Genomic DNA, 18,214 nt, shown 5'->3' on the forward strand with positions numbered 1-18,214 from the left:
GCGCTGCTGCCGTGCGGGGATGGCCGCGTCGCCGAACCCCTGCTCGTTGCCGCCGCCGGGCTTGCTGCGTGCTGGCCAGTCCAGCAGGGTCTTCGGTGTGGGTGTATCCGTGTGGTGGCCTCCTCCAGCCGTACTCACGCTCGCATTTCCGATTTTTCGCCTATAGCCGGGCAGGCGTCGCCGTTAAGCTCCCGTTGTGGGGGAGCTTCGGGCGGACGCGCGGCGCAATCGAGAGCGGATCATCGACGTGGCCCGCGTGGTGGTGCGCGAGCAGGGCACCCAGGCGTCGCTGCGCGACGTCGCACGGCGCGCCGAGGTGGGCCTCGGAACCCTCTACCGCCATTTCCCCACCCGCGACGCGCTGCTCGATCAGCTGATGCGCCGCCGCTTCGACCACCTGACTCTGCGCGCCGCCGCCCTGGCCGAACAGCACGAGCCCGGCAAGGCTCTCGAAACCTGGCTGATCGAGTTCGCCTACGGAGCCGGCGCCTACCAGGGCCTCCCCGCCTCGATCATGGCCACCCTGGCCGACGCGGATTCCCCCCTCCACTCCTCATGCGACGCGATGCGCAACGCCGCGGGAGCACTGCTGGCCAGCGCTCAGAAGTCCGGGAAAATCCGCCCAGACTTGACGGCGCGCGAGCTCTTCGCCTTGGTCAACGCCGTGGCCTGGACTTCCGAGGCGGCCCCCGAGCTCGAGGAGCGCGAGCGCCTCCTCCAATTGATCGTCGAAGGTTTAAGAGTCCGCGCCAATTGAGAAGCCGCGATGGGCGCATATTTCGGGCGGCCCGAGTTCCCCTTCGGATTTGGCACATAAGAACAGATCGGGTATGCTCGACAAAAATGCAGGGATCGCCGCCATGGTTTTGATGCGCCGGCCTGTGAAAATTCTGGATGGGCGGTCGCCCTGTCGAGCGTTGCGGTCGTGGCGGCCTTTGCGTTCCCGGGCGTAGCCCTTTCTTTACTGCGGTGCGCGGCTCCGTTTCTATCGCGGAGTGGGACTCTATTTTAATGGCGCGGCGCGGTCCTGCCTTCGCTGCGCGGAACGGCTTGGCCTGAATCGCTACTCGCGGCCGTGCCTGGACTGAATTCGGTGGAACTGTCTGGGCTGAAGTCGGTGTAAGTGCCTGGGCTGGAGTTGGTGGCTGTGTTTGAGCTGGAGTCGGTGGCTGTGTTTCAGGTGGAGCCGGTGGAAGTGTCTGAGCTGGAGTTGGTCGAAGTATCTGAGCCGTTGTTCGTGGCTGCGGCCGAGTGGTGGAAAGCTGAGGTTGGGCGGGCCGCCGAGGGTGTGCTTGGGACTGCGGCGGCGGTGGCGTTCGAGGTCGCGGCGCCAACTCTGGTGCTTCGGGCTTAGGCATCGGCGGTTGGGCTCTGGGCTTAGGCGTCGACGGTGGGGCGTCGGGCTGGAGCGCCGAGGGTGGCGTTTCGAGCTGCGGGGGCGAGGGTGGTGCTGGCGGCTGCCGGTGGGTGTCGGCTTTCTCGCGGGCCAAGCGGTCGCGCTCCTCGAGGCGTAGGCGGAGCAGCTTGAAGCCGTGGCGCTGTGCCAGGCCCCACTGGCGCCGGCGGTCGAGTTCGCGGCGGTCCGCATCCTTTTCGGGTAACCACTTGCGCGAAAGGGTGCGGTCGGTCATGGCGGACATCTGCTTGCGGGAGAATAAGCCGATCTGTTGGTACCGCATGACCAATTATCCCGCCGAGGGCGCGGTAAATCTATCCGCGACTATTTGTCGATCATGCCAAATTCAGATGCCCATGCCGCAGCGACTGCTGTCGCCGGTCTTCGAGCGATACGGTTTCAATGGGGGCGGTGTGAAATGCCCGAGCGGGAGCCGGGCAACCAAGCGCAAGGCCGCACGAGTGGGCCGTGGCGTTCGAAGCGGAACCACCCGGCCGCCGTGAGTGGGGAGTCGAGGCGAAGCGAAGCGGCGCATGGTGGGCTGGACGAGGTGGAACCACCCGGCCGCGTGAGCCGGAAATAATGCGCGGATAAACCGGCCGGCGTGTGCCGGAAATAGGCGCGGCTAACCAGCCGGCGTGAGCCGGAAATAAGCGCGGCTAACCAGCCGGCGTGAGCCGGAAATAAGCGCGGCTAAACCGGCTGGCGGAGCGGGCCGGGCGGCGAAGTTCAGCCACCCGGCCATGGGGAGCGGTCAGAGATCCACCCCAGTGAGCACCATGACTCGCGGTTCCGTGTAGTCCTCCATCGCGCTGGCCACCCCCTCGCGGCCCGAGCCGCTGCCCTTCACGCCGCCGTAGGGCATCTGGTCGGCCCGGAAGCTGGGGACGTCGCCGATGATGACGCCGCCCACCTGGAGGCGGCGGTGGGCGGTGAAGGCCAGGTCCAGACGGCGGGTGAAGACGCCGGCCTGCAAGCCGTACGCCGAGGCGTTGATGGCCGCCAGGCCCTCCTCGTCCGAGTCGACCGCTGTTACCACCAGGACCGGGCCGAAGACCTCCTCGGCGTTCACCTTGGCGTCCGCCGGCACGTCGGTCAGGACCGTCGGGGTGACTGTTGTTCCCTCGCGGGTGCCGCCGGTCAGGATTCGGGCGCCCTTCGTGACCGCTTCCTCGATCCACTGCTCGATGCGGTCCGCTGCCCGGTTGTCGATCACCGGGCCTACCTCGGCCGCCACGTCCAGGGCTTCCACCGCCGCCACCAGTTTCGCCGTGAACGCCTCCCGGTGCCGGGCGTGGACGAAGACCCGCTGGACCGCTATGCAGCTCTGGCCGGCCTGGTAGTTGCCGAACGTCGCGATGCGCTGGGCCGCGTGGTCCAGATCGTCCCAGTCGGCCGCCACCAGGGCCGCCGCGTTGCCGCCCAGTTCCAAGGTGACGTGCTTCGCCGGCACCGCGGCCCGGATCTGGGCGCCTACCGGGCCGCTGCCGGTGAAGGACACCACCGGCAGGCGCGGGTCGGCGACCAGTGACGGCATGCGGTCGTTCGGCACCGGCAGGACCGAGAACATGCCCGGCGGTAGGTCCAGGCCCGCCATGATCTCGCCCAGCAGCAGGGCCGTCAGGGGAGTGGCGGGGGCCGGCTTCACGATGATCGGGGTGCCGACCGCCAGCGCGGGGGCGACCTTGTGGGCGACCAGGTTCAGCGGGAAGTTGAACGGCGCGATGCCCAGGACCGGGCCGCGCGGCACGCGGCGTACGAGCGCGATCCGCCCGGCCGCGGCCGGATCGGTGTCCAGGCGCTGCAGGTCGCCGGAGAAGCGCCGGGCCTCCTCGGCCGCCCAGCGGAACGTCGACACCGCCCGGTTCACCTCGCCCGAGGCCCACTTGGCCGGTTTGCCGTTCTCGGCGGTGATCAGGGCGGCGATTTCCGCCGCGCGGGCGGAAAGCTGGCGGCTGATCTCGTCGAGGGCGGCGGCGCGGTCGGCCGCGGTCAGATCGAGCGGCACCCGGGAGGCGGCCGCGACCGCCTCCTCGACCTGTGACTCAGAGGCGTAGGAGGTAGAGCCGACGACGCTGCCGGACGAGGGATTGCGGACCGTCAGGACTTCATTGCCGGTGGCCGGGCGACCGGCGACGTAGAAGGGGAGCACCGGCGCAGCGTACCCAGAGATGTAACACGGAAATAGTTGTCGGGGCTTCCGTTCACCACGGAATCAGTGAAATGATCCAGGCTCTAAGCCTGAAGGAGTTGAAAGCATGCCAAGCTCGGCCGATCTGCACCGGCGCCGTTCCGCGGTCGTCGCGCGCGGGGTCAGCAGCATGATCCCGTCGTACGTCGACACCGCCGCGGGCGGCACCCTGACCGACGTCGAGGGCCGCGAGTGGATCGACTTCGCCGCCGGCATCGCCGTCACCAATGTGGGCAACTCCGCGCCCAAGGTGGTCGAGGCGGTCAAGCGCCAGGTCGAGCGCTTCACCCACACGTGCTTCATGATCGCGCCGTACGAGCAGTACGTGGCGGTCTGCGAGGAGCTGGCCGCGCTCACCCCGGGCGACTTCGAGAAGCGGTCGGCGCTGTTCAACTCCGGCGCCGAGGCGGTGGAGAACGCGGTGAAGATCGCCCGCCACGCCACCGGGCGGCAGGCGGTCGTCGTGTTCGACCACGCCTACCACGGGCGGACGAACCTCACGATGGCCCTCACGGCGAAGGTCATGCCGTACAAGCAAGGGTTTGGTCCTTTCGCCGGTGAGATCTACCGGGTCCAGATGTCGTATCCGTTCCGCGACGGCCGTGACGGCGCCGAGGCCGCCGCGTACGCCATCGGGCAGATCGAGAAGACCGTGGGCGCGGTGAACGTCGCCGCCGTGCTGATCGAGCCCATTCAGGGTGAGGGCGGCTTCGTCGTACCGGCCGAGGGGTTTCTGCCGGCGCTGGCCGACTGGAGCAAGCAGGCCGGCGCCGTGTTCATCGCCGATGAGATCCAGACCGGGTTCTGCCGTACGGGCTCGTGGTTCGCCAGCGAGCACGAGGGCGTCGTCCCCGATCTGATCACCACGGCCAAGGGCATCGCGGGCGGGCTTCCGCTGGCCGCGGTCACCGGCCGGGCCGAGATCATGGACGCCGTGCACCCCGGGGGCCTCGGCGGCACGTACGGCGGAAATCCGATCGCCTGTGCCGCCGCCCTCGCCTCGATCGAGACCATGCGGGAGCTCGACCTGGCCGCCGCCGCCCGGCACGTCGAGGCCGTGGCCCGGCCCCGCCTCGGGGCGCTGGCCGCCAAGCACCCGGTGATCGGCGAGATCCGCGGCCGGGGCGCGATGCTCGCGCTCGAGCTGGTCGGCGAGAGCGGGAACCCCGACCCGGTCACCACCGCGGCGGTGCAGCGCAAGGCCCACGAGCTCGGGCTTCTGCTGCTCACCTGCGGCACGTACGGCAACGTCATCCGGCTTCTGCCGCCCCTGATCATTTCCGACGACGAGCTCGACCGCGGCCTCACCCTGCTCGAGCAGAGCTTTTAAGGAGCACCCCTTGACCGACCTCCAGTCACCCGACTACGAGAAGCTGGCCGGCGACGCCAAAGACCACCTGTGGATGCACTTCACCCGGCTGTCGAGCTACCAGAAGGCCGACATCCCGATGATCGTGCGCGGCGACGGCTGCTACGTCTGGGACTCCACCGGCCGCAAGTACCTCGACGGACTGTCCGCCCTGTTCGTCGTGCAGACCGGCCACGGACGGCAGGAGCTGGCCGAGGCCGCCGCCAAGCAGGCCGGCGAGCTCGCCTATTTCCCGATCTGGTCGTACGCGCACCCCAAGGCCGTCGAGCTGGCCGACCGCATCGCCGACCTCACCCCGGGCGACCTCGACCGGGTCTTCTTCACCACCGGCGGCTCCGAGGCCGTCGAGTCGGCGTGGAAGCTCGCCCGCTCGTACTTCAAGCGGACCGGCAAGCCCACCAAGACCAAGGTGATCTCGCGGTCGATCGCCTATCACGGCACTTCGATGGGCGCCCTGTCGATCACCGGCATCCCGGCCCTCAAGGCGGACTTCGAGCCGCTCGTGCCGTCGACGATGCGCGTGCCGAACACCAACTACTACCGCCGCCCCGACGAGAACATGACGCCGGAGCAGTTCGGTGTCTGGGCCGCCGACCGGATCGCCGAGGCGATCGAGTTCGAAGGCCCCGAAACGGTCGCCGCGGTCTTCCTCGAGCCGGTGCAGAACGCCGGCGGCTGCTTCCCGCCGCCGCCCGGATACTTCCAGCGGGTCCGCGAGATCTGCGACCGGTACGACGTCCTGCTCGTCTCCGACGACGTGATCTGCGGCTTCGGCCGGCTCGGCGAGTACTTCGGCGGCCACAAGTACGGCTACACGCCCGACATCATCACCGTCGCCAAGGGGCTGACCAGCGGGTACGTGCCGCTCGGGGCGATGATCGCGTCGGAGCGCCTGGCCGAGCCGTTCCTCGAGGGCACCAACTGGTTCGCGCACGGCATCACCTACGGCGGCCACCCGGTCGGCTCGGCGGTGGCGCTGGCCAACCTCGACATCATGGAGCGGGAGGACCTCAACGGTCACGTCCGGCGCAACAGTGATCTGTTCCGGTCGTACCTCGAGCGCCTGACCGATCTCCCGATCGTCGGTGACGTCCGCGGCGACGGCTACTTCTTCGGCCTCGAGCTGGTCAAGGACAAGGCCACCAAAGAGACCTTCAACGAACAGGAGTCGGAGCGACTGCTGCGCGGCTTCCTCTCGCACGCGCTGTTCGACGCGGGCCTGTACTGCCGCGCCGACGACCGGGGCGACCCGGTGATCCAGCTCGCCCCGCCGCTGATCGCCGGCGAGGCACAGTTCCAGGAGATCGAGCAGATTCTGCGCTCGGTGCTGACCGAGGCGTCGAACCAGCTCTGAGCTCCGGCGGACGGCCACCCCTCTATGGGGCAGGGGTGGCCGTCTCTCCGCCGGTGTCCTCCGAGATCTCCGGGGTCGGCGTCGGCACCGCCGATTCCGCCGGCTGCGCCGTCGTCTCCGACGGCGCCGGGACGATCTGGGGTTGTTCGCTTGCGGTTTCCCTGGGTACGGCGGTCCGCGCGGGCCGGTGTCTCACGACGCCCAGCCTCGGCTGCGGATCGGGCTCGACCTGACGGTGCTCGTCCCGGTCCGGTTGCTTGCCGAAATCGGCGTGCACGCCACGGCCGTCCTCGTACGTGACCTCGTAGTAGTCGCGTCCCAGGGCCAGCACCGCGACGAACAGTGTGACGACAGCGATGAACGAACCGAAACCGCGCAATCCGCCCGCCTCGAGTTGTGGGGAGACCCGTGTGCGCTGATAACGCGCGGCGGCGGTTCCCGGTTACGTCTCGGTCGTGCGCAGGGCGCCCCGGCGCTGCTCGTAAATGCCGGCGAGAACGGTCGCGACCAGGACGAGCGTCACTGCCCCGACCGCCAGCACGGGCTGGAGCGACTCGAGGAAGCCGAGCCCCACGATCACCGGGATGACGGCGGCCGGCCACGGCCAGGCCGAGCGCAGGCGGCCCGATGTTCCCATCATCACCACGGTGACGCCGATCAGGTAGAGGGCCACGCCGCCGTGCAGCGCCCACCGGCCGGCCATGTCGAGCTCGCCGGCCGGGTGCACCACGAACTGCTCGATGCCCACCGCCGCGATCGCCAGCCCGACGATCAACGGCAGATGACCATAGATGTACGCGTCGACGACCCCGCTCTCCTCGTCCTCGTCCGAATCCTCGATCAACTGCCGCTTGCCGGCGGCGCCGCCGAGGTCGAAGTAGACCCACCAGAGGGCGGCCACGGCGGTGAAGGCGACGGCGGCGGCCAGCACCGACGAGCCGGACCAGTGCGCGTCGTGCACGCCGGTGGCGAGGGAGGCGATCGACTCGCCGAGCACCAGGATCACGAAGAGGCCGAAACGCTCCGGCATGTGGTCGAGATGAAGGGGCACGTCGTCGCCGAGCCGGGTGGCGATCAGGGGCGCGACGGCCTCGACGAGGATGCCGGCGCCCCACAGGACGTACCGGGCCGTGCCCTCGACCGGGATGGACACCGCCCACAGGACGGCGGCGATGCCGGCGGCGCTCAGATAGATGGCGATCGTCCGCCGGGCGTCGGGCACGTGGCGGTACGCCCGTACGTACAGCAGAAGAAGGATGATCCGGGTCGCGAGGTAGCAGGCCGCGAACCGGGCGCCGTCGCCGCCGGTGGCGCCCTGCGCGGAGGCGGCCATGCCGACGACGGCGCCGGTCATGGCGAGCTTGGCGAGCCGGTAGATGACGTCGTTGGTGTCGAACCGGTTGGCGTAGAGCGTGGTGGTCACCCAGGACCACCAGGTCACCACGAGCAACCCGGCGAAGGTGGCGGCGCCGGCCACACTCAGGTTGCCGGCGAACGAATGCGCGAGCTGGGCCACGACGAGCACATAGGCGAGGTCGAAGAACAGCTCGAGCCGGGTGGCGTGCCGCTCTTCCTCGGTGCGCAGCCGGGGCGGCTCGATCAGGGGGGCTTGGCGGTCGTTACTCATCGACCGCTGCATTTCCCTGTGCGCCGGCGTTCTACGCGTGCTCGGCGAACCTTAAGGACAGGGAGCGCCCGCGACCTCCGCGCCGGTGGCCCGGCGCTGACGGGGAGCGTCGGCTCGGGCGGCGTTCTGCTCCGGCCGGAGCGACGCGGTGGCTTTGGCGGCGTTCCCCTCCGGCGCGAAGGAGGTGGTGGCTTTGGCGGAGTTCGTCTTCGGCGAGCGGGCGAGGCGCCGGCCGGAAGCGCGCAGCCGGTGGGCGGCCGGGTTCTCGGCTTTCCTGGGGCTTCGCGCGTTCGGGACGAGAGCCGTGCTGGCCGCGGTCGGGAAGAGCGCGACGGCGCTGGCCTCCGTCGCGGCGCCGAGGGCGAAGGCGGGGATGGCGGGGATGGCGGGTGCGGTGAGAGCCGGGACGGTCGGCGGCGCGGTGAGGGGGAGCGGGGCCTGATGGGTGGTACGGCGGATGTGGAGCCAGGAGAGCCAGCCGAGGCCGATGATGAAGCCGAAGCTGATGATGCGGTACAGCACGACGGTGGCCACCGCGGCGGGGGTGGTGACCCCGCCCGCCATCAGGCCCAGGATCAGGGCGCTGTCGATGATGCCCAGACCGCCCGGGACGATGGTGATGGTGCCGGCGGCCATGGCGGCGCAGAAGGCCAAAAGCACCGCTGTCAGGCCGGCCGGTTGTTCGCCGACCGCGCGGAAGCAGAGCCAGAGGCAGACGGCGTCCAGGAACCAGTTGGCCACGGCCAGGATCGCGGCGGCGGCGCCGTGGGTGGGGCGCAGGCGGGCGGCCCGCAACTGCTGCAGGAAGTCGCGGATGCCGTCCTGGCCGTGGGTGGCGGGGCGGCGGCGCAGCCGGTTGACGGCGGCCAGCGGCGTGCGGATGAGGGTCTCGGCCGACTCGGGGTGCTTCGCCACGCGGCGGGCGCCCAGGATCAGCAGGATCGTCGCGACCAGCAGGGCAGCCAGGTGGGACCAGTCGGCGCCGCCGCCGGCCGCGAGGGCGCTGCCGACGGTCACCGCGGCCAGAGCACAGGCCGAGAGGATGCCGCTGAGGGCGATGGTCCACGAGGCGATGGCCGGGCTGGCGCCGAAGCGGCGCATCTGCTGATAGTTCAGCCGCGTCGAGAAGGCGGCGCCGCCGGGCAGCGTCTCGTTGAGCGAGTGGGCCGCGTACGTCAGCTTGACGTTGTCGAGGTGCGACGCCCGTACGCCGGCCGATCGGAGAAGCCGGCCCTGCATCCGGGCGTAGGCGCCCATCGCCGCCACCTCGGCCAGCGTGGCCAGGGCGAGCCAGCCGACGTGGGGCGCCCGCAGCTGCCGCAGCGCGCCGGCCAGCGACGACCAGCCCACCACCAGCTCGACGGCGAACAGGACCAGCATCGCGACGATCCCGGCCAGGCGCAGTCGCCGGCCCCAGCGGCTGCGCGCGACCGGCGGATCGTCCTCCGCCGCGGTCTCGGCGGACCGCTCCACTGCTTGTGTCACCGCTGGCTCCTGGCGTGCCTGTTCCATTGCTTGCCCTCGACAAGGATCCTCAAAGATTGCTTGTCGCGCAAGTTTTCTCATTGAGAAGCCAATCACGGGCCCTGCGGTGGGAGTCAACGCGGATGATCGACTTTGCATGCCCGGGGGTGAGCAGCGTCGCACCGGCCGCGGGGGCCGGTGCGACGAAAGGTGCAGCAAATGTCAGGTTGTCGGCCGAACGTGAGACATATCCGACTTCTGGCGCTGAGAATCAGGACGGATAGGGCCACTCGTGGACGGGGAGGTTCTCGTGCATCAGCGGAAGGTAGCGCCGAAGCATCTCGTGCAGCGCCTCCTGGCGGTCGTTGCCGTCGGCCTCCAGCGCGTGCAGGGTCTGCACCTGCCACGCGGCCCCGTTGCGGTGGGTCAGGCAGCGCTGCTCGATGATGCCGAGCAGGCGGTCGCGCTCGCTGGCCGAGACGCCCCACTTCTCGAGGCCCTGATGGGCCATCGGCAGCAGCCGGCGCAGCACCAGTTCGGTGACCTGGATGTAGCCGAGGCCGGGCCAGAACACGCTGGCGTCGATGCCGTGCCGGGCGCAGGTGTGGAAGTTCTCCTCGGCCGCGCTGAAGCTCATCTGCGTCCACAGTGGGCGCTCGGCCTCGGCCAGGGTGCGGATCAGGCCGTAATAGAAGGCCGCGTTGGCCATCGTGTCGACCACGGTGGGGCCGGCCGGAAGCACGCGGTTCTCCACCCGCAGATGCGGGCGGCCCTTCACCACGGCGTAGATGGGCCGGTTCCAGCGGTAGATGGTGCCGTTGTGCAGCCGCAACTCGGACAGCTCGGGGATCTCGCCGCGCTCGAGGATCTCGGACGGGTCGGCCTCGTCGCAGATCGGCAGCAGGGCCGGGAAGTAGCGCACGTTCTCCTCGAACAGGTCGAACACGCTGGTGATCCATCGCTCGCCGAACCACACCCGCGGGCGTACCCCCTGTGCCCTTATCTCCTCGGACCGGGTGTCGGTGGCCTGCTCGAACAGCGGGATGCGCGTCTCGCGCCACAGCTCCCGGCCGAACAGCAGCGGGGCGTTGGCGCCCAGGGCGACCTGCACGCCGGCGATGACCTGGGCCGCGTTCCAGTACGCGGCGAACTGCGCCGGGCTCACCTGCAGGTGGAACTGGGTGCTGGTGCAGGCCGACTCGGGCGCGATGGTGTCGGTGGTGACCGCGAGCCGGTCGACGCCGTCGATGCGGATGTCGAGGTCCTCGCCGCGGGCCGCGAAGATCTGCTCGTTGAGCACCTTGTACCGCGGGTTGGCCGACAGCGCCTCCAGCGTCATGTGCTCGCGCCGCAACGTCGGCAGGATGCCGATCATCACGGTGTGCGCGCCGACCTTGCGGGCGTGGGTTTCGGCGTTGTTCAGACTGGCCCGCAGGCTGCGCTCGAGATCGACGTTCTCGTCGCCGGCCAGCCGCCGCGGCGGGACGTTTATCTCGATGTTGAACTGGCCCAGCTCGGTCTGGAAGTCCGGATCCGCGATGGCGCCGAGCACCTCGGAGTTGCGCATCGCCGGGTCGGCCCGCTCGTCGATGAGGTTGAGCTCGATCTCCATGCCGGTGAGCGGCCGCTCGAACTCGAAACGCGACTCGCGCAGCATCGCCGCGAACACGTCCAGACTCCGTCGGATCTTGTGCCTGTACTTGGCGCGGTCCTCACGGGTGAAGTTGGTCTTCTCGACTTCCTCGCCCATGGCACACCACCTTTCTCCGACGAGCTTCAAAGTCCCACACGCTCAGCGTGTCGCGCCAGACGACACCAAAGCATGAGATCGCACAGGGTGTCCCTTCCATCCTCGTCGATGTGATGAAGGTTGACGCCGGGGAACGACACACCAGCGGTACCCGGCTGTGCCGGTTTTCATCCGGACGAGACCCTGGGGAGGGTTGCAGCGTGAGAATGCGGCGCTTGCTCATCGGCGTCGTGGCGGTCTCCGTCCTGTCCACGATTCTCACCGTCACCTATGTGGCCCTCGGACCGCTGCGCGCGGCCCCGCCCGCGCCTCAGGCCACGGCGGCCGTGCTGTCGGGTCCGGAGTGGTCCACGGCCTGGGCCGCCGCGCCCTCGTCCGGATTCCGCAATGGACCGCCCGGCCACACCGTCCGCAACGTGGTGCACACGACGGTGGGCGGCCCGAAGGTCCGCGTCCGGCTCACCAACCGCTTCGGTGCCGGCCCCCTCCTCCTCGGGCACGTCACCGTCGCCGTCTCGGCGCACGCGGGCGGCCGTCGCGACGGCTCGGTCGACGCGAGCGACGGCGGCGCCGCGCCCGGCACGCTGCGCGACGTCCTGTTCAACGGCATCAAACGGGTCTCGGTTCCGGCCGGCGCCGATGTTCTCAGCGATCCGGTCGCGCTCGACGTTCCGGCCGACACCGACCTGCTGGTCACCGTCTGGACGCCGGTCCGGCCCCCGCTGTCGACCTGGCACGTCAACGGCCGGCAGGTGTCGTTCGTCAGCCCGGCCGCGATGGACGTCGCGGCCGACCCCACGAGCGAGCCGTTCACCGCGCGGACCACGGCCTGGTTCTATGTCGCCGGGGTCGACGTGGCCGGTGCGGCCGGCACGGTCGTGGCGTTCGGCGACTCGATCACCGACGGCTCGGCCACCGTCCGGGGCGGCAACCACCGCTGGCCCGACCTGCTCGCCGCCCGCCTGGCGGCCGGCCCCGAGCCGGACTACGGCGTGGCCAACGTGGGCATCGGCGGCAATCGTCTCCTGCTGGACGCCGGACATCCGTACACCAGAATCGCCTCCAGGGCCGGGCGCTCCGGTCAGTCCCGGTTCGCCGGGGACGTCCTCGAGCAGTCCGGCGCCCGCGCGGTGATCATCCTGTTCGGGATCAACGACATCATGCAGCAGCCGCGGCAGGGCGACCCGGCGCGGATCCGGGCCGGCCTGGCCCACCTGGCGGCCCGCGCCCGCGCCCACGGCCTGCGGGTCGTCGTCGGCACGCTGACGCCGTTCCACGGCTGGCGAGCCTGGTCGCCCGCGCTCGACCGGGTGCGCGTGCGGGTCAACGACTGGATCCGGGCCGGCGGTGGCGGCGCCTTCGACGGGATGGCCGACTTCGACCGGGCCGTACGCGATCCGGGCGAGCCGCGCCGGCTCCGCGCCGACTTCGACGGCGGCGACCACCTGCACCCGAACGACGCCGGCATGCAGGCGATGGCCAACGCGGTCCCGCTCGACAAGCTCTGAGGCGGTTCTAGGCCAGAGCCAGGGCCAGCAGGGCGGCGACCACGGCGACGCCGAGGATCGCCTGAAGGAGCAGCGCCGGTCCGAGGTGCGACCACATGGTGGGGATGCGCGGCGTCAGGGGTTGCATCGTCGTGAGGTTGATGACCCGCACCAGGCGTACGGGAAGGGTGTGGTCCTTCTGCGGCGCCGTGGTGGCCTGCACGAGATCACCGCGGTGCAGCGCCGACTGGGGCAGTTGCCCGTGCATCTCGACCTCGTAGGTCTGGCCGAGATCGTCGCGGATCCGCACCGGGGTGACCAGGAACTCGGGACCCTTCTTGAGCTCCTTGAAGCTGCGCCGGGGACCGCGCATCCGCAGGAGCGAGCCGATCATCTGGGTGATGCCGGCCGCCACGAAGATCGCCATCAGGGCGGATTGCCCGATCTTGACCTGCCGGGTGTACGAGGCCTGGAAGCCGGCGAACCGGCCGGTGATGACGGGGCTGACGTGCCGGAGGATCTGCTCGCGGTGCAGCTCGACGTCGTCCATGGGGGATCACCTCCTGAGAAGTATTCACATCGTACGGAGCGCAACTAGATCCACACCGTGAGTGAATTTGTTCGCCCCGCATCGATCTTGAGGGCTTCTCATCGCGCCCACCTGCGCTATCGCCCGGAAATTTCGGCTCGTTCGCCCCGCCCGTCCCCGATCTACGGAAAATCGCGCGAATCGCCCTCCTCCGGCGGTGAACTGTTCTCAGGTTCGCCGAGGCGCGATGGGGGCGGGAAACAGTGGCACCGACGAAGGCGTTCGTGAACCCGGACAGCGTCCTCGCGCGCACCGCCCGGGAAATGCTCGAAGCCCACGCGGGCGCCCGCGGCGAGACGGCGTGCCCCTCCTGCGGCGAACCGTTGCCGTGCGCCGCCGGCCGCGCCGCCGCCGAGGTCCTGGAGGCGGCCGGCTTGGCCGAGGCCTCGGGCCTGGTGTCGGCGTCCCGGCAGGGACGGGGATCTCCGGAGCCGGCCGGGCCGGCATCCTCGGCGTACTTCGGGTATTCGCCGCCCTACTACGCCACACACGCCTCACCGGGCGACTACGCGCCGGCACCACCGAAGCCACCGACTTACGACACCCAGCTGTACGGTCCGGCCGCGGTTCATCCCGAGCCGCCCGCCCTCGATTCTGAGCCGCCCTCCTTCGATCTTGAGCCGCCCGCTTTCGGCGCGCCGCACCGCGCCCGGCCCGACGAAGGCGCCCACCGCCTGGCCTCTCCCGCAGCACCGAGCGCGGCTGTTTGGGAGCCCACCGCGCCCGCGCCTTGGGAATCCCCGGCGTCTCCTTCCGCGGCATGGGAGCCCTCCGCTTCCGGCCCCGCCCTCGGGGATGCTTCCGCGTCCGGCCTTACCGCCGGAGAGGTTTCCGGGTCAGGCCTCAGCGTTCGGGATGCTTCAGCGCCGGAACTGGCCGCTCGGGAGGTTTCCGGGTTGGGCCTCGCTCGGGATGCCTCCGCGTCCAGCCCTATGACTCGGGAAGTCCCTGGATCGGGTCTGGGGGTTCGCGATGGCTTCGGGCGGGAAGCCCCGGCGGCCGCTGAGCCGGTGGTGCCCGGGCTGAGCGCCGAGCTTCCGCGATGGGGGGAGGACCGGGGCGGCGGCCTTCGCGGGGCGCCCGAAGACAGCCCGGCGGGCTCCGATCCTGCGGTTGGTTCCGGCTTCGTGAGCGGACCATCGAAGACGGTTGCCCTCTCATTCGAAACGCCTCCTCCGGCACCGGCGGCCGACGATCACGTCGCCGAGTCGCCGAATCTCCGGGCGGACGACATTCGCTTGGAGCGCCCATGGCCGGCCGAGGCCACGCTTTCGGCGGGCGAGCCCTCCCCGTCACTGCGGCGGGTGGCTGCGACGGAACCGAACGAGCCGCCGGTCGAGGGAGACGTTCGGCAGCCGGCCGGGCCGGTAGGTTCGGCTCCTCCGGTGACGCCGCCCGGTATGCCGGTTCCTTCGCTGCCGCCGGACTGGCGCCAGAATCGGCCGTTGGATGCCCCGCGCTTCACGCCGTCGGCGCGCAACGGCTACCCGGCCGCCGTCGGCAAGCCGGTGTCGCCCCCCGCGCGCCCGATGCCGGAGCCGGCTCCGTCCGCCGAGGACCGCCCGCCGCAGCCGCTGACCCCGCCGCCGTCCGAGCCTCCGGTGTCCGCCCAGCGTTTCGAGCCACCGGCCGCCCCGGCGGCCTTCAACCCATCGGCTTCTCCGGTCGCGTCCGGTCCGTCGGCCGCGTCAGGCCTGTCGGCTGCTCCGGCCGCGTCCGGTCCGTCGGCCGCGTCAGGCCTGTCGGCTTCTCCGGCTGCGTCCGGTCCGTCGGCCGCGTCAGGCCTGACGGCCGCCCCGGCCGGGTTCGAGCCGCCGATTGCTCCGGCCACGTTCGAACCTCCGGCTGCGTCTGGTCTGTCCTCGGCGCCGGCCACGTCTGACCCCTCGGCTGCCGCAGCTGCGTCTGGCCCGTCGGCCGCCCCGGCCCCGTTCGAGGCGAGCGCTGCTCCAGCCACGTTCAACCCATCGGCTGCGTTCGGGCAGCCCAGTGTTTCGGCCGCCGCGGGGGCTCCCGCGGCTCCGGGACCATTTGGGTCTCCTGATGTTCCGTCCGGGCTGTCGGGGGCGCCAGTTCGATTCGGCACTCCGGCGGAGGCCGCCGAACCGTCTGCCGCGCCGGTTCCGCAGGGGATGGCTGGTGCTCCCGCGCCGTTCGCGCCGCCGGTGTCGGGTCAGCAAGGAGTGGCGGGTCAGCAAGGAGTGGCGGGCCAGCAAGGAGTGGCGAGCCAGCAAGGAGTGGCGAGCCAGCAAGGAGTGGCCGGCCAGCCGGCCGGGCGGCAGGCGGGGGGAGCGCCGGCCCCTTCCGGGCTGCTTGGAGCGGGGCGCCCGCCAGAGCCCGCTGCGGGCGGATTCGGGCCGGCGGCGGAGCCCAGCGGGTTGCCTCGAGCCGGTACCTCCGGGCCGGGAGCCGGCCGAAGTGGGGCGGACGCGCCGTTTGTTCTTCCGGGTACGAATGACAGCGCCCCCAGTGGCCTTCCCGGCCGGAGTCCGGCGCCGAGCGCCCCCGCCGGGGGCGGCGAGGGGAATGCCGTGCGATTCGGTGGCGGGATCGATGACGCGCCCAGTGGGCTGGGGATCCGCGCCGCCGGCCCGAACCCGGCACCGTCCGAGGGCGCGGGGCAGTTCGGCCGGGCAGAAAACGCGGGGCAGTTCAACCGGGCGGAAAACGCGGGGCAGCTGAACCGGGCGGAAAACGCCGGGCAGTTGAACCGGGCGCCGGGCGAAGGATCCGGGCTGCTCAACCGGGCGCCCGAGGCGGGGCACGTGCCCGCTGGGGGTGCGGGGCGTCCCAACCGGCCGCGGCTCGAGGCGCCGAACATGGGGCAGGTCAACCGGCCGCTCGGCGGTGACGATGGGCAGCCTGACGGGGCGGACGGGCCGTCCGCCTGACGGGGGAAAATTCATTGCACTCTTACAAGTGTTTGTGGTCTCGGCGCATCGGGCAGTAACGTCGCCGAGAGGGCGGTCGGGTCGATGACCTCGGCTGCCCGACAGACGTGCGGCCGGGGGGTCGTGTCCCGGCGTGGCCGGGGCCGGGCGGCTCGGTCGTCGAGGGGAGAGCCGCGACGTGAAGGCTCGGCAGCAGGACCTACCGGGGCACAAGGTGGGCGACGGGCTCGACGACCTGGACGCCGCCGCCCTGGCGTACGCCGAAAGAGCGCAGGACTCGCCGGAAAGTGAGCGGGCCGCGCTGCGCGAGCAGCTCACCCGGCTCTGTCTGCCCTTCGCCGGGCGGATGGCCCGGCGCTACCGGGGGCGCGGCGAGACCTTCGAGGACATCGAGCAGGTGGCCCGGCTGGGACTGGTGAAGGCCGTCGACCGGTACGACCCCGAGCGGGGGTCGTTCACCGCGTACGCCGTCATCACCATCTCGGGGGAGATCAAGCGGCACTTCCGGGACAAGACCTGGGGCGTGCACGTTCCGCGGCGGCTTCAGGATCTCAGTCTCGAGGTCGGGCACGCGACGATGGTGCTGACCAGCATGCTGTCGCGGACGCCGACGGCCGTCGAGATCGCCGAGCGGCTTCATGTCGAGGTCGGCGCCGTCCTGGAGGCGATGGAGTCGTCGGCCGGGTACGCGCCCTCGTCGCTCAACGCGCCCATGGGTGGTGAGGGGGCGGCCGAGTTCGGCGACCTGATCGGTGGCGTCGACAGCGACCTGGAACTGGTCGACGACAAGGTGACAGTGGCCGACCTGCTGTTGCGGCTGCCCGCGCGGGAGCGGCGGATGCTGGCGCTGCGGTTCTACGGCAACCGGACCCAGGCCGAGATCGCGGCCGAGCTGGGCATCTCTCAGATGCACGTGTCGCGGCTGCTCACCCGGGCGCTGACCTGGCTGCGTGAGGCGATGCTGAGTGACGTCCCGCCGCGGTGGGAGGGTGCCGAGTCGCGGCCTGAGCGCAGCCCCATGGAGGTTCTGACCACCCGCGAGGGCGGCGTGGTGCTGGCCCGGGTCCGGGGCGAAGTCGACCGGGACACCGCCGAGCGGCTGCGCCTCAGTCTGCGGCATGCGATCGGCATGGCCGGTGACGAGCCCGTCGTGATCGACCTGTCGGGGGTGCCGCTGCTCGACGCGGCCGGCATCGCCGTGCTGGTGGACGCCGCGTCGGCCGCGTCCGTGGCCGAGGTCGAGTTGCGGCTGAGCGCCGCCCAGCCGTACGTCTCGGGAATCCTGGCCGTGACCGGCCTGGCCGGTCTGCTCACCTGAGGCCAGTCCCGCCGGTCAGTCGCGGGGGCGGGCCAAGGAGGCCCAGACCACCTTGCCGTCGGCCGACGGCATCCAGCCCCAGGCGTGGGCCGACGCGTCGACCAGCAGCAGGCCGCGCCCGCGGTTGAGGCCGGCGACGGCCGGGCCGGGCCGCAGGGGTTCGGCCGGCGAACCGTCCCGTACGGCGATGTTGAGGTAGCGCGGCCGCAGCGACACGCGCAGCGTCATCATCGTGTGCGCGTGGTCGACCACGTTGCTGACCAGCTCGTTCGCGATCAGGCTGGCCGGTGCGACCAGGCCGGGCAGGTCCCAGCGCAGGCAGGCCTCGGTGGCGACGTCGCGGGCGTGCCGGGGCGCCCCGGTCACCGGCAGCAGCTCCTCGGAGAGCGCCGGGAGCGTGGCACCGACCGCGGCCCGGGCGGCTTCCACACCGGCGAAGACGGGCAGCCGGTGATAGGCGGGACCGGTCAGAAGGGCGTGGACCGGCGGCTGGGCGCCGTAGACCAGCACCGGGATGCCGGGCCAGCGGGCGGCCTGGCGGCTGGCGGCGGTGAAGACGGCGAGCGACAGCGGCTGGTCGACGGTGAGCGCCGAGACGTCCACCAGCAACGCCTCGGGCTGCTCGGCCAGCGCTTTGAGCAGATAAGTGTGCACGTCCGACACGTCGGTCAGGTGTAGCGCGCCGCTCAACCGGACGGTCAGCTCGGACGTGGTGCCCGTGACCTCGTACTCGATGGCCATGTCCCCACCTCCACTCCGACCGACCGCCGGATACCCC

14 protein-coding genes are annotated in these 18,214 nt (G+C 70.9%); 7 read left to right on the forward strand and 7 right to left on the reverse strand.

Annotated features, from left to right (window positions below):
* Positions 1–196 precede the first annotated feature (196 nt).
* Together ACGFJ7_RS40105 and ACGFJ7_RS40110 are read left to right on the forward strand one after the other, a co-directional pair.
* Positions 197–757, forward strand: a complete 561-nt coding sequence (locus tag ACGFJ7_RS40105; RefSeq protein ID WP_360254382.1) for a helix-turn-helix domain-containing protein — start codon at positions 197–199, stop codon at positions 755–757.
* Between the two features lie 390 nt (positions 758–1,147).
* Positions 1,148–1,354 (forward strand): hypothetical protein, encoded by a 207-nt coding sequence (locus ACGFJ7_RS40110; RefSeq protein WP_392647187.1) that lies wholly within the window; start codon positions 1,148–1,150, stop codon positions 1,352–1,354.
* A gap of 796 nt (positions 1,355–2,150) precedes the next feature.
* On the opposite strand, the gene ACGFJ7_RS40115 is transcribed toward ACGFJ7_RS40110, so the two are convergent.
* Positions 2,151–3,548 carry an aldehyde dehydrogenase family protein gene (locus ACGFJ7_RS40115; protein WP_392647190.1) on the reverse strand — a complete coding sequence of 466 codons (1,398 nt, stop codon included), beginning with the start codon at positions 3,546–3,548 and terminating at the stop codon, positions 2,151–2,153.
* 106 nt (positions 3,549–3,654) lie between these two features.
* Between ACGFJ7_RS40115 and gabT the strand changes: the two genes are divergently transcribed.
* Positions 3,655–4,917 carry a 4-aminobutyrate--2-oxoglutarate transaminase gene (gabT, locus tag ACGFJ7_RS40120; RefSeq protein WP_392647192.1) on the forward strand — a complete coding sequence of 421 codons (1,263 nt, stop codon included), beginning with the start codon at positions 3,655–3,657 and terminating at the stop codon, positions 4,915–4,917.
* A 10-nt stretch (positions 4,918–4,927) separates the two neighbouring features.
* A complete protein-coding gene (locus ACGFJ7_RS40125; protein ID WP_360254388.1) occupies positions 4,928–6,310 on the forward strand; it encodes an aspartate aminotransferase family protein in 1,383 nt (460 codons plus the stop codon).
* Between the two features lie 22 nt (positions 6,311–6,332).
* Here the strand turns inward: ACGFJ7_RS40125 and ACGFJ7_RS40130 are convergent, their stop codons facing one another.
* From ACGFJ7_RS40130 to ACGFJ7_RS40145, 4 genes are all read right to left on the reverse strand, one after another.
* Positions 6,333–6,689, reverse strand: coding sequence for a hypothetical protein (locus tag ACGFJ7_RS40130; RefSeq protein WP_392647194.1), 357 nt, complete (start codon positions 6,687–6,689; stop codon positions 6,333–6,335).
* 63 nt (positions 6,690–6,752) lie between these two features.
* Positions 6,753–7,937, reverse strand: coding sequence for a low temperature requirement protein A (locus ACGFJ7_RS40135; RefSeq protein WP_360254392.1), 1,185 nt, complete (start codon positions 7,935–7,937; stop codon positions 6,753–6,755).
* 51 nt (positions 7,938–7,988) lie between these two features.
* A complete protein-coding gene (locus ACGFJ7_RS40140; RefSeq protein WP_392647196.1) occupies positions 7,989–9,422 on the reverse strand; it encodes a flippase-like domain-containing protein in 1,434 nt (477 codons plus the stop codon).
* A 250-nt stretch (positions 9,423–9,672) separates the two neighbouring features.
* Positions 9,673–11,151, reverse strand: a complete 1,479-nt coding sequence (locus ACGFJ7_RS40145) for a glutamate--cysteine ligase (protein ID WP_360254396.1) — start codon at positions 11,149–11,151, stop codon at positions 9,673–9,675.
* 206 nt (positions 11,152–11,357) lie between these two features.
* On the opposite strand from ACGFJ7_RS40145, the gene ACGFJ7_RS40150 reads away from it, so the two are divergent.
* Complete coding sequence (locus tag ACGFJ7_RS40150) at positions 11,358–12,659, forward strand: GDSL-type esterase/lipase family protein (RefSeq protein ID WP_360254782.1); 1,302 nt, start codon at positions 11,358–11,360, stop codon at positions 12,657–12,659.
* A gap of 7 nt (positions 12,660–12,666) precedes the next feature.
* Here ACGFJ7_RS40150 and ACGFJ7_RS40155 read toward each other — a convergent pair whose 3' ends face one another.
* A complete protein-coding gene (locus ACGFJ7_RS40155) occupies positions 12,667–13,188 on the reverse strand; it encodes a hypothetical protein (RefSeq protein WP_360254398.1) in 522 nt (173 codons plus the stop codon).
* A 2,570-nt stretch (positions 13,189–15,758) separates the two neighbouring features.
* On the opposite strand from ACGFJ7_RS40155, the gene ACGFJ7_RS40160 reads away from it, so the two are divergent.
* Positions 15,759–16,118, forward strand: coding sequence for a hypothetical protein (locus ACGFJ7_RS40160; protein ID WP_360254400.1), 360 nt, complete (start codon positions 15,759–15,761; stop codon positions 16,116–16,118).
* 178 nt (positions 16,119–16,296) lie between these two features.
* Complete coding sequence (locus ACGFJ7_RS40165) at positions 16,297–17,436, forward strand: SigB/SigF/SigG family RNA polymerase sigma factor (protein WP_360254402.1); 1,140 nt, start codon at positions 16,297–16,299, stop codon at positions 17,434–17,436.
* Positions 17,437–17,451: 15 nt separating this feature from the next.
* Here ACGFJ7_RS40165 and ACGFJ7_RS40170 read toward each other — a convergent pair whose 3' ends face one another.
* Positions 17,452–18,177, reverse strand: a complete 726-nt coding sequence (locus ACGFJ7_RS40170) for an ATPase (RefSeq protein ID WP_392647200.1) — start codon at positions 18,175–18,177, stop codon at positions 17,452–17,454.
* Positions 18,178–18,214: the final 37 nt, after the last annotated feature.

The organism is Actinoplanes sp. NPDC048988, assembly GCF_043197815.1.
Lineage (GTDB): Bacteria > Actinomycetota > Actinomycetes > Mycobacteriales > Micromonosporaceae > Actinoplanes.

Coding starts and splice junctions, on each gene's coding strand:
- gabT (WP_392647192.1), top strand. CDS start 3,655: ATGCCAAGCTCGGCCGATCTGCACCGGCGCCGTTCCGCGGTCGTCGCG.
- ACGFJ7_RS40170 (WP_392647200.1), bottom strand. CDS start 18,177: ATGGCCATCGAGTACGAGGTCACGGGCACCACGTCCGAGCTGACCGTC.
- ACGFJ7_RS40135 (WP_360254392.1), bottom strand. CDS start 7,937: ATGAGTAACGACCGCCAAGCCCCCCTGATCGAGCCGCCCCGGCTGCGC.
- ACGFJ7_RS40155 (WP_360254398.1), bottom strand. CDS start 13,188: ATGGACGACGTCGAGCTGCACCGCGAGCAGATCCTCCGGCACGTCAGC.
- ACGFJ7_RS40150 (WP_360254782.1), top strand. CDS start 11,358: ATGCGGCGCTTGCTCATCGGCGTCGTGGCGGTCTCCGTCCTGTCCACG.
- ACGFJ7_RS40145 (WP_360254396.1), bottom strand. CDS start 11,151: ATGGGCGAGGAAGTCGAGAAGACCAACTTCACCCGTGAGGACCGCGCC.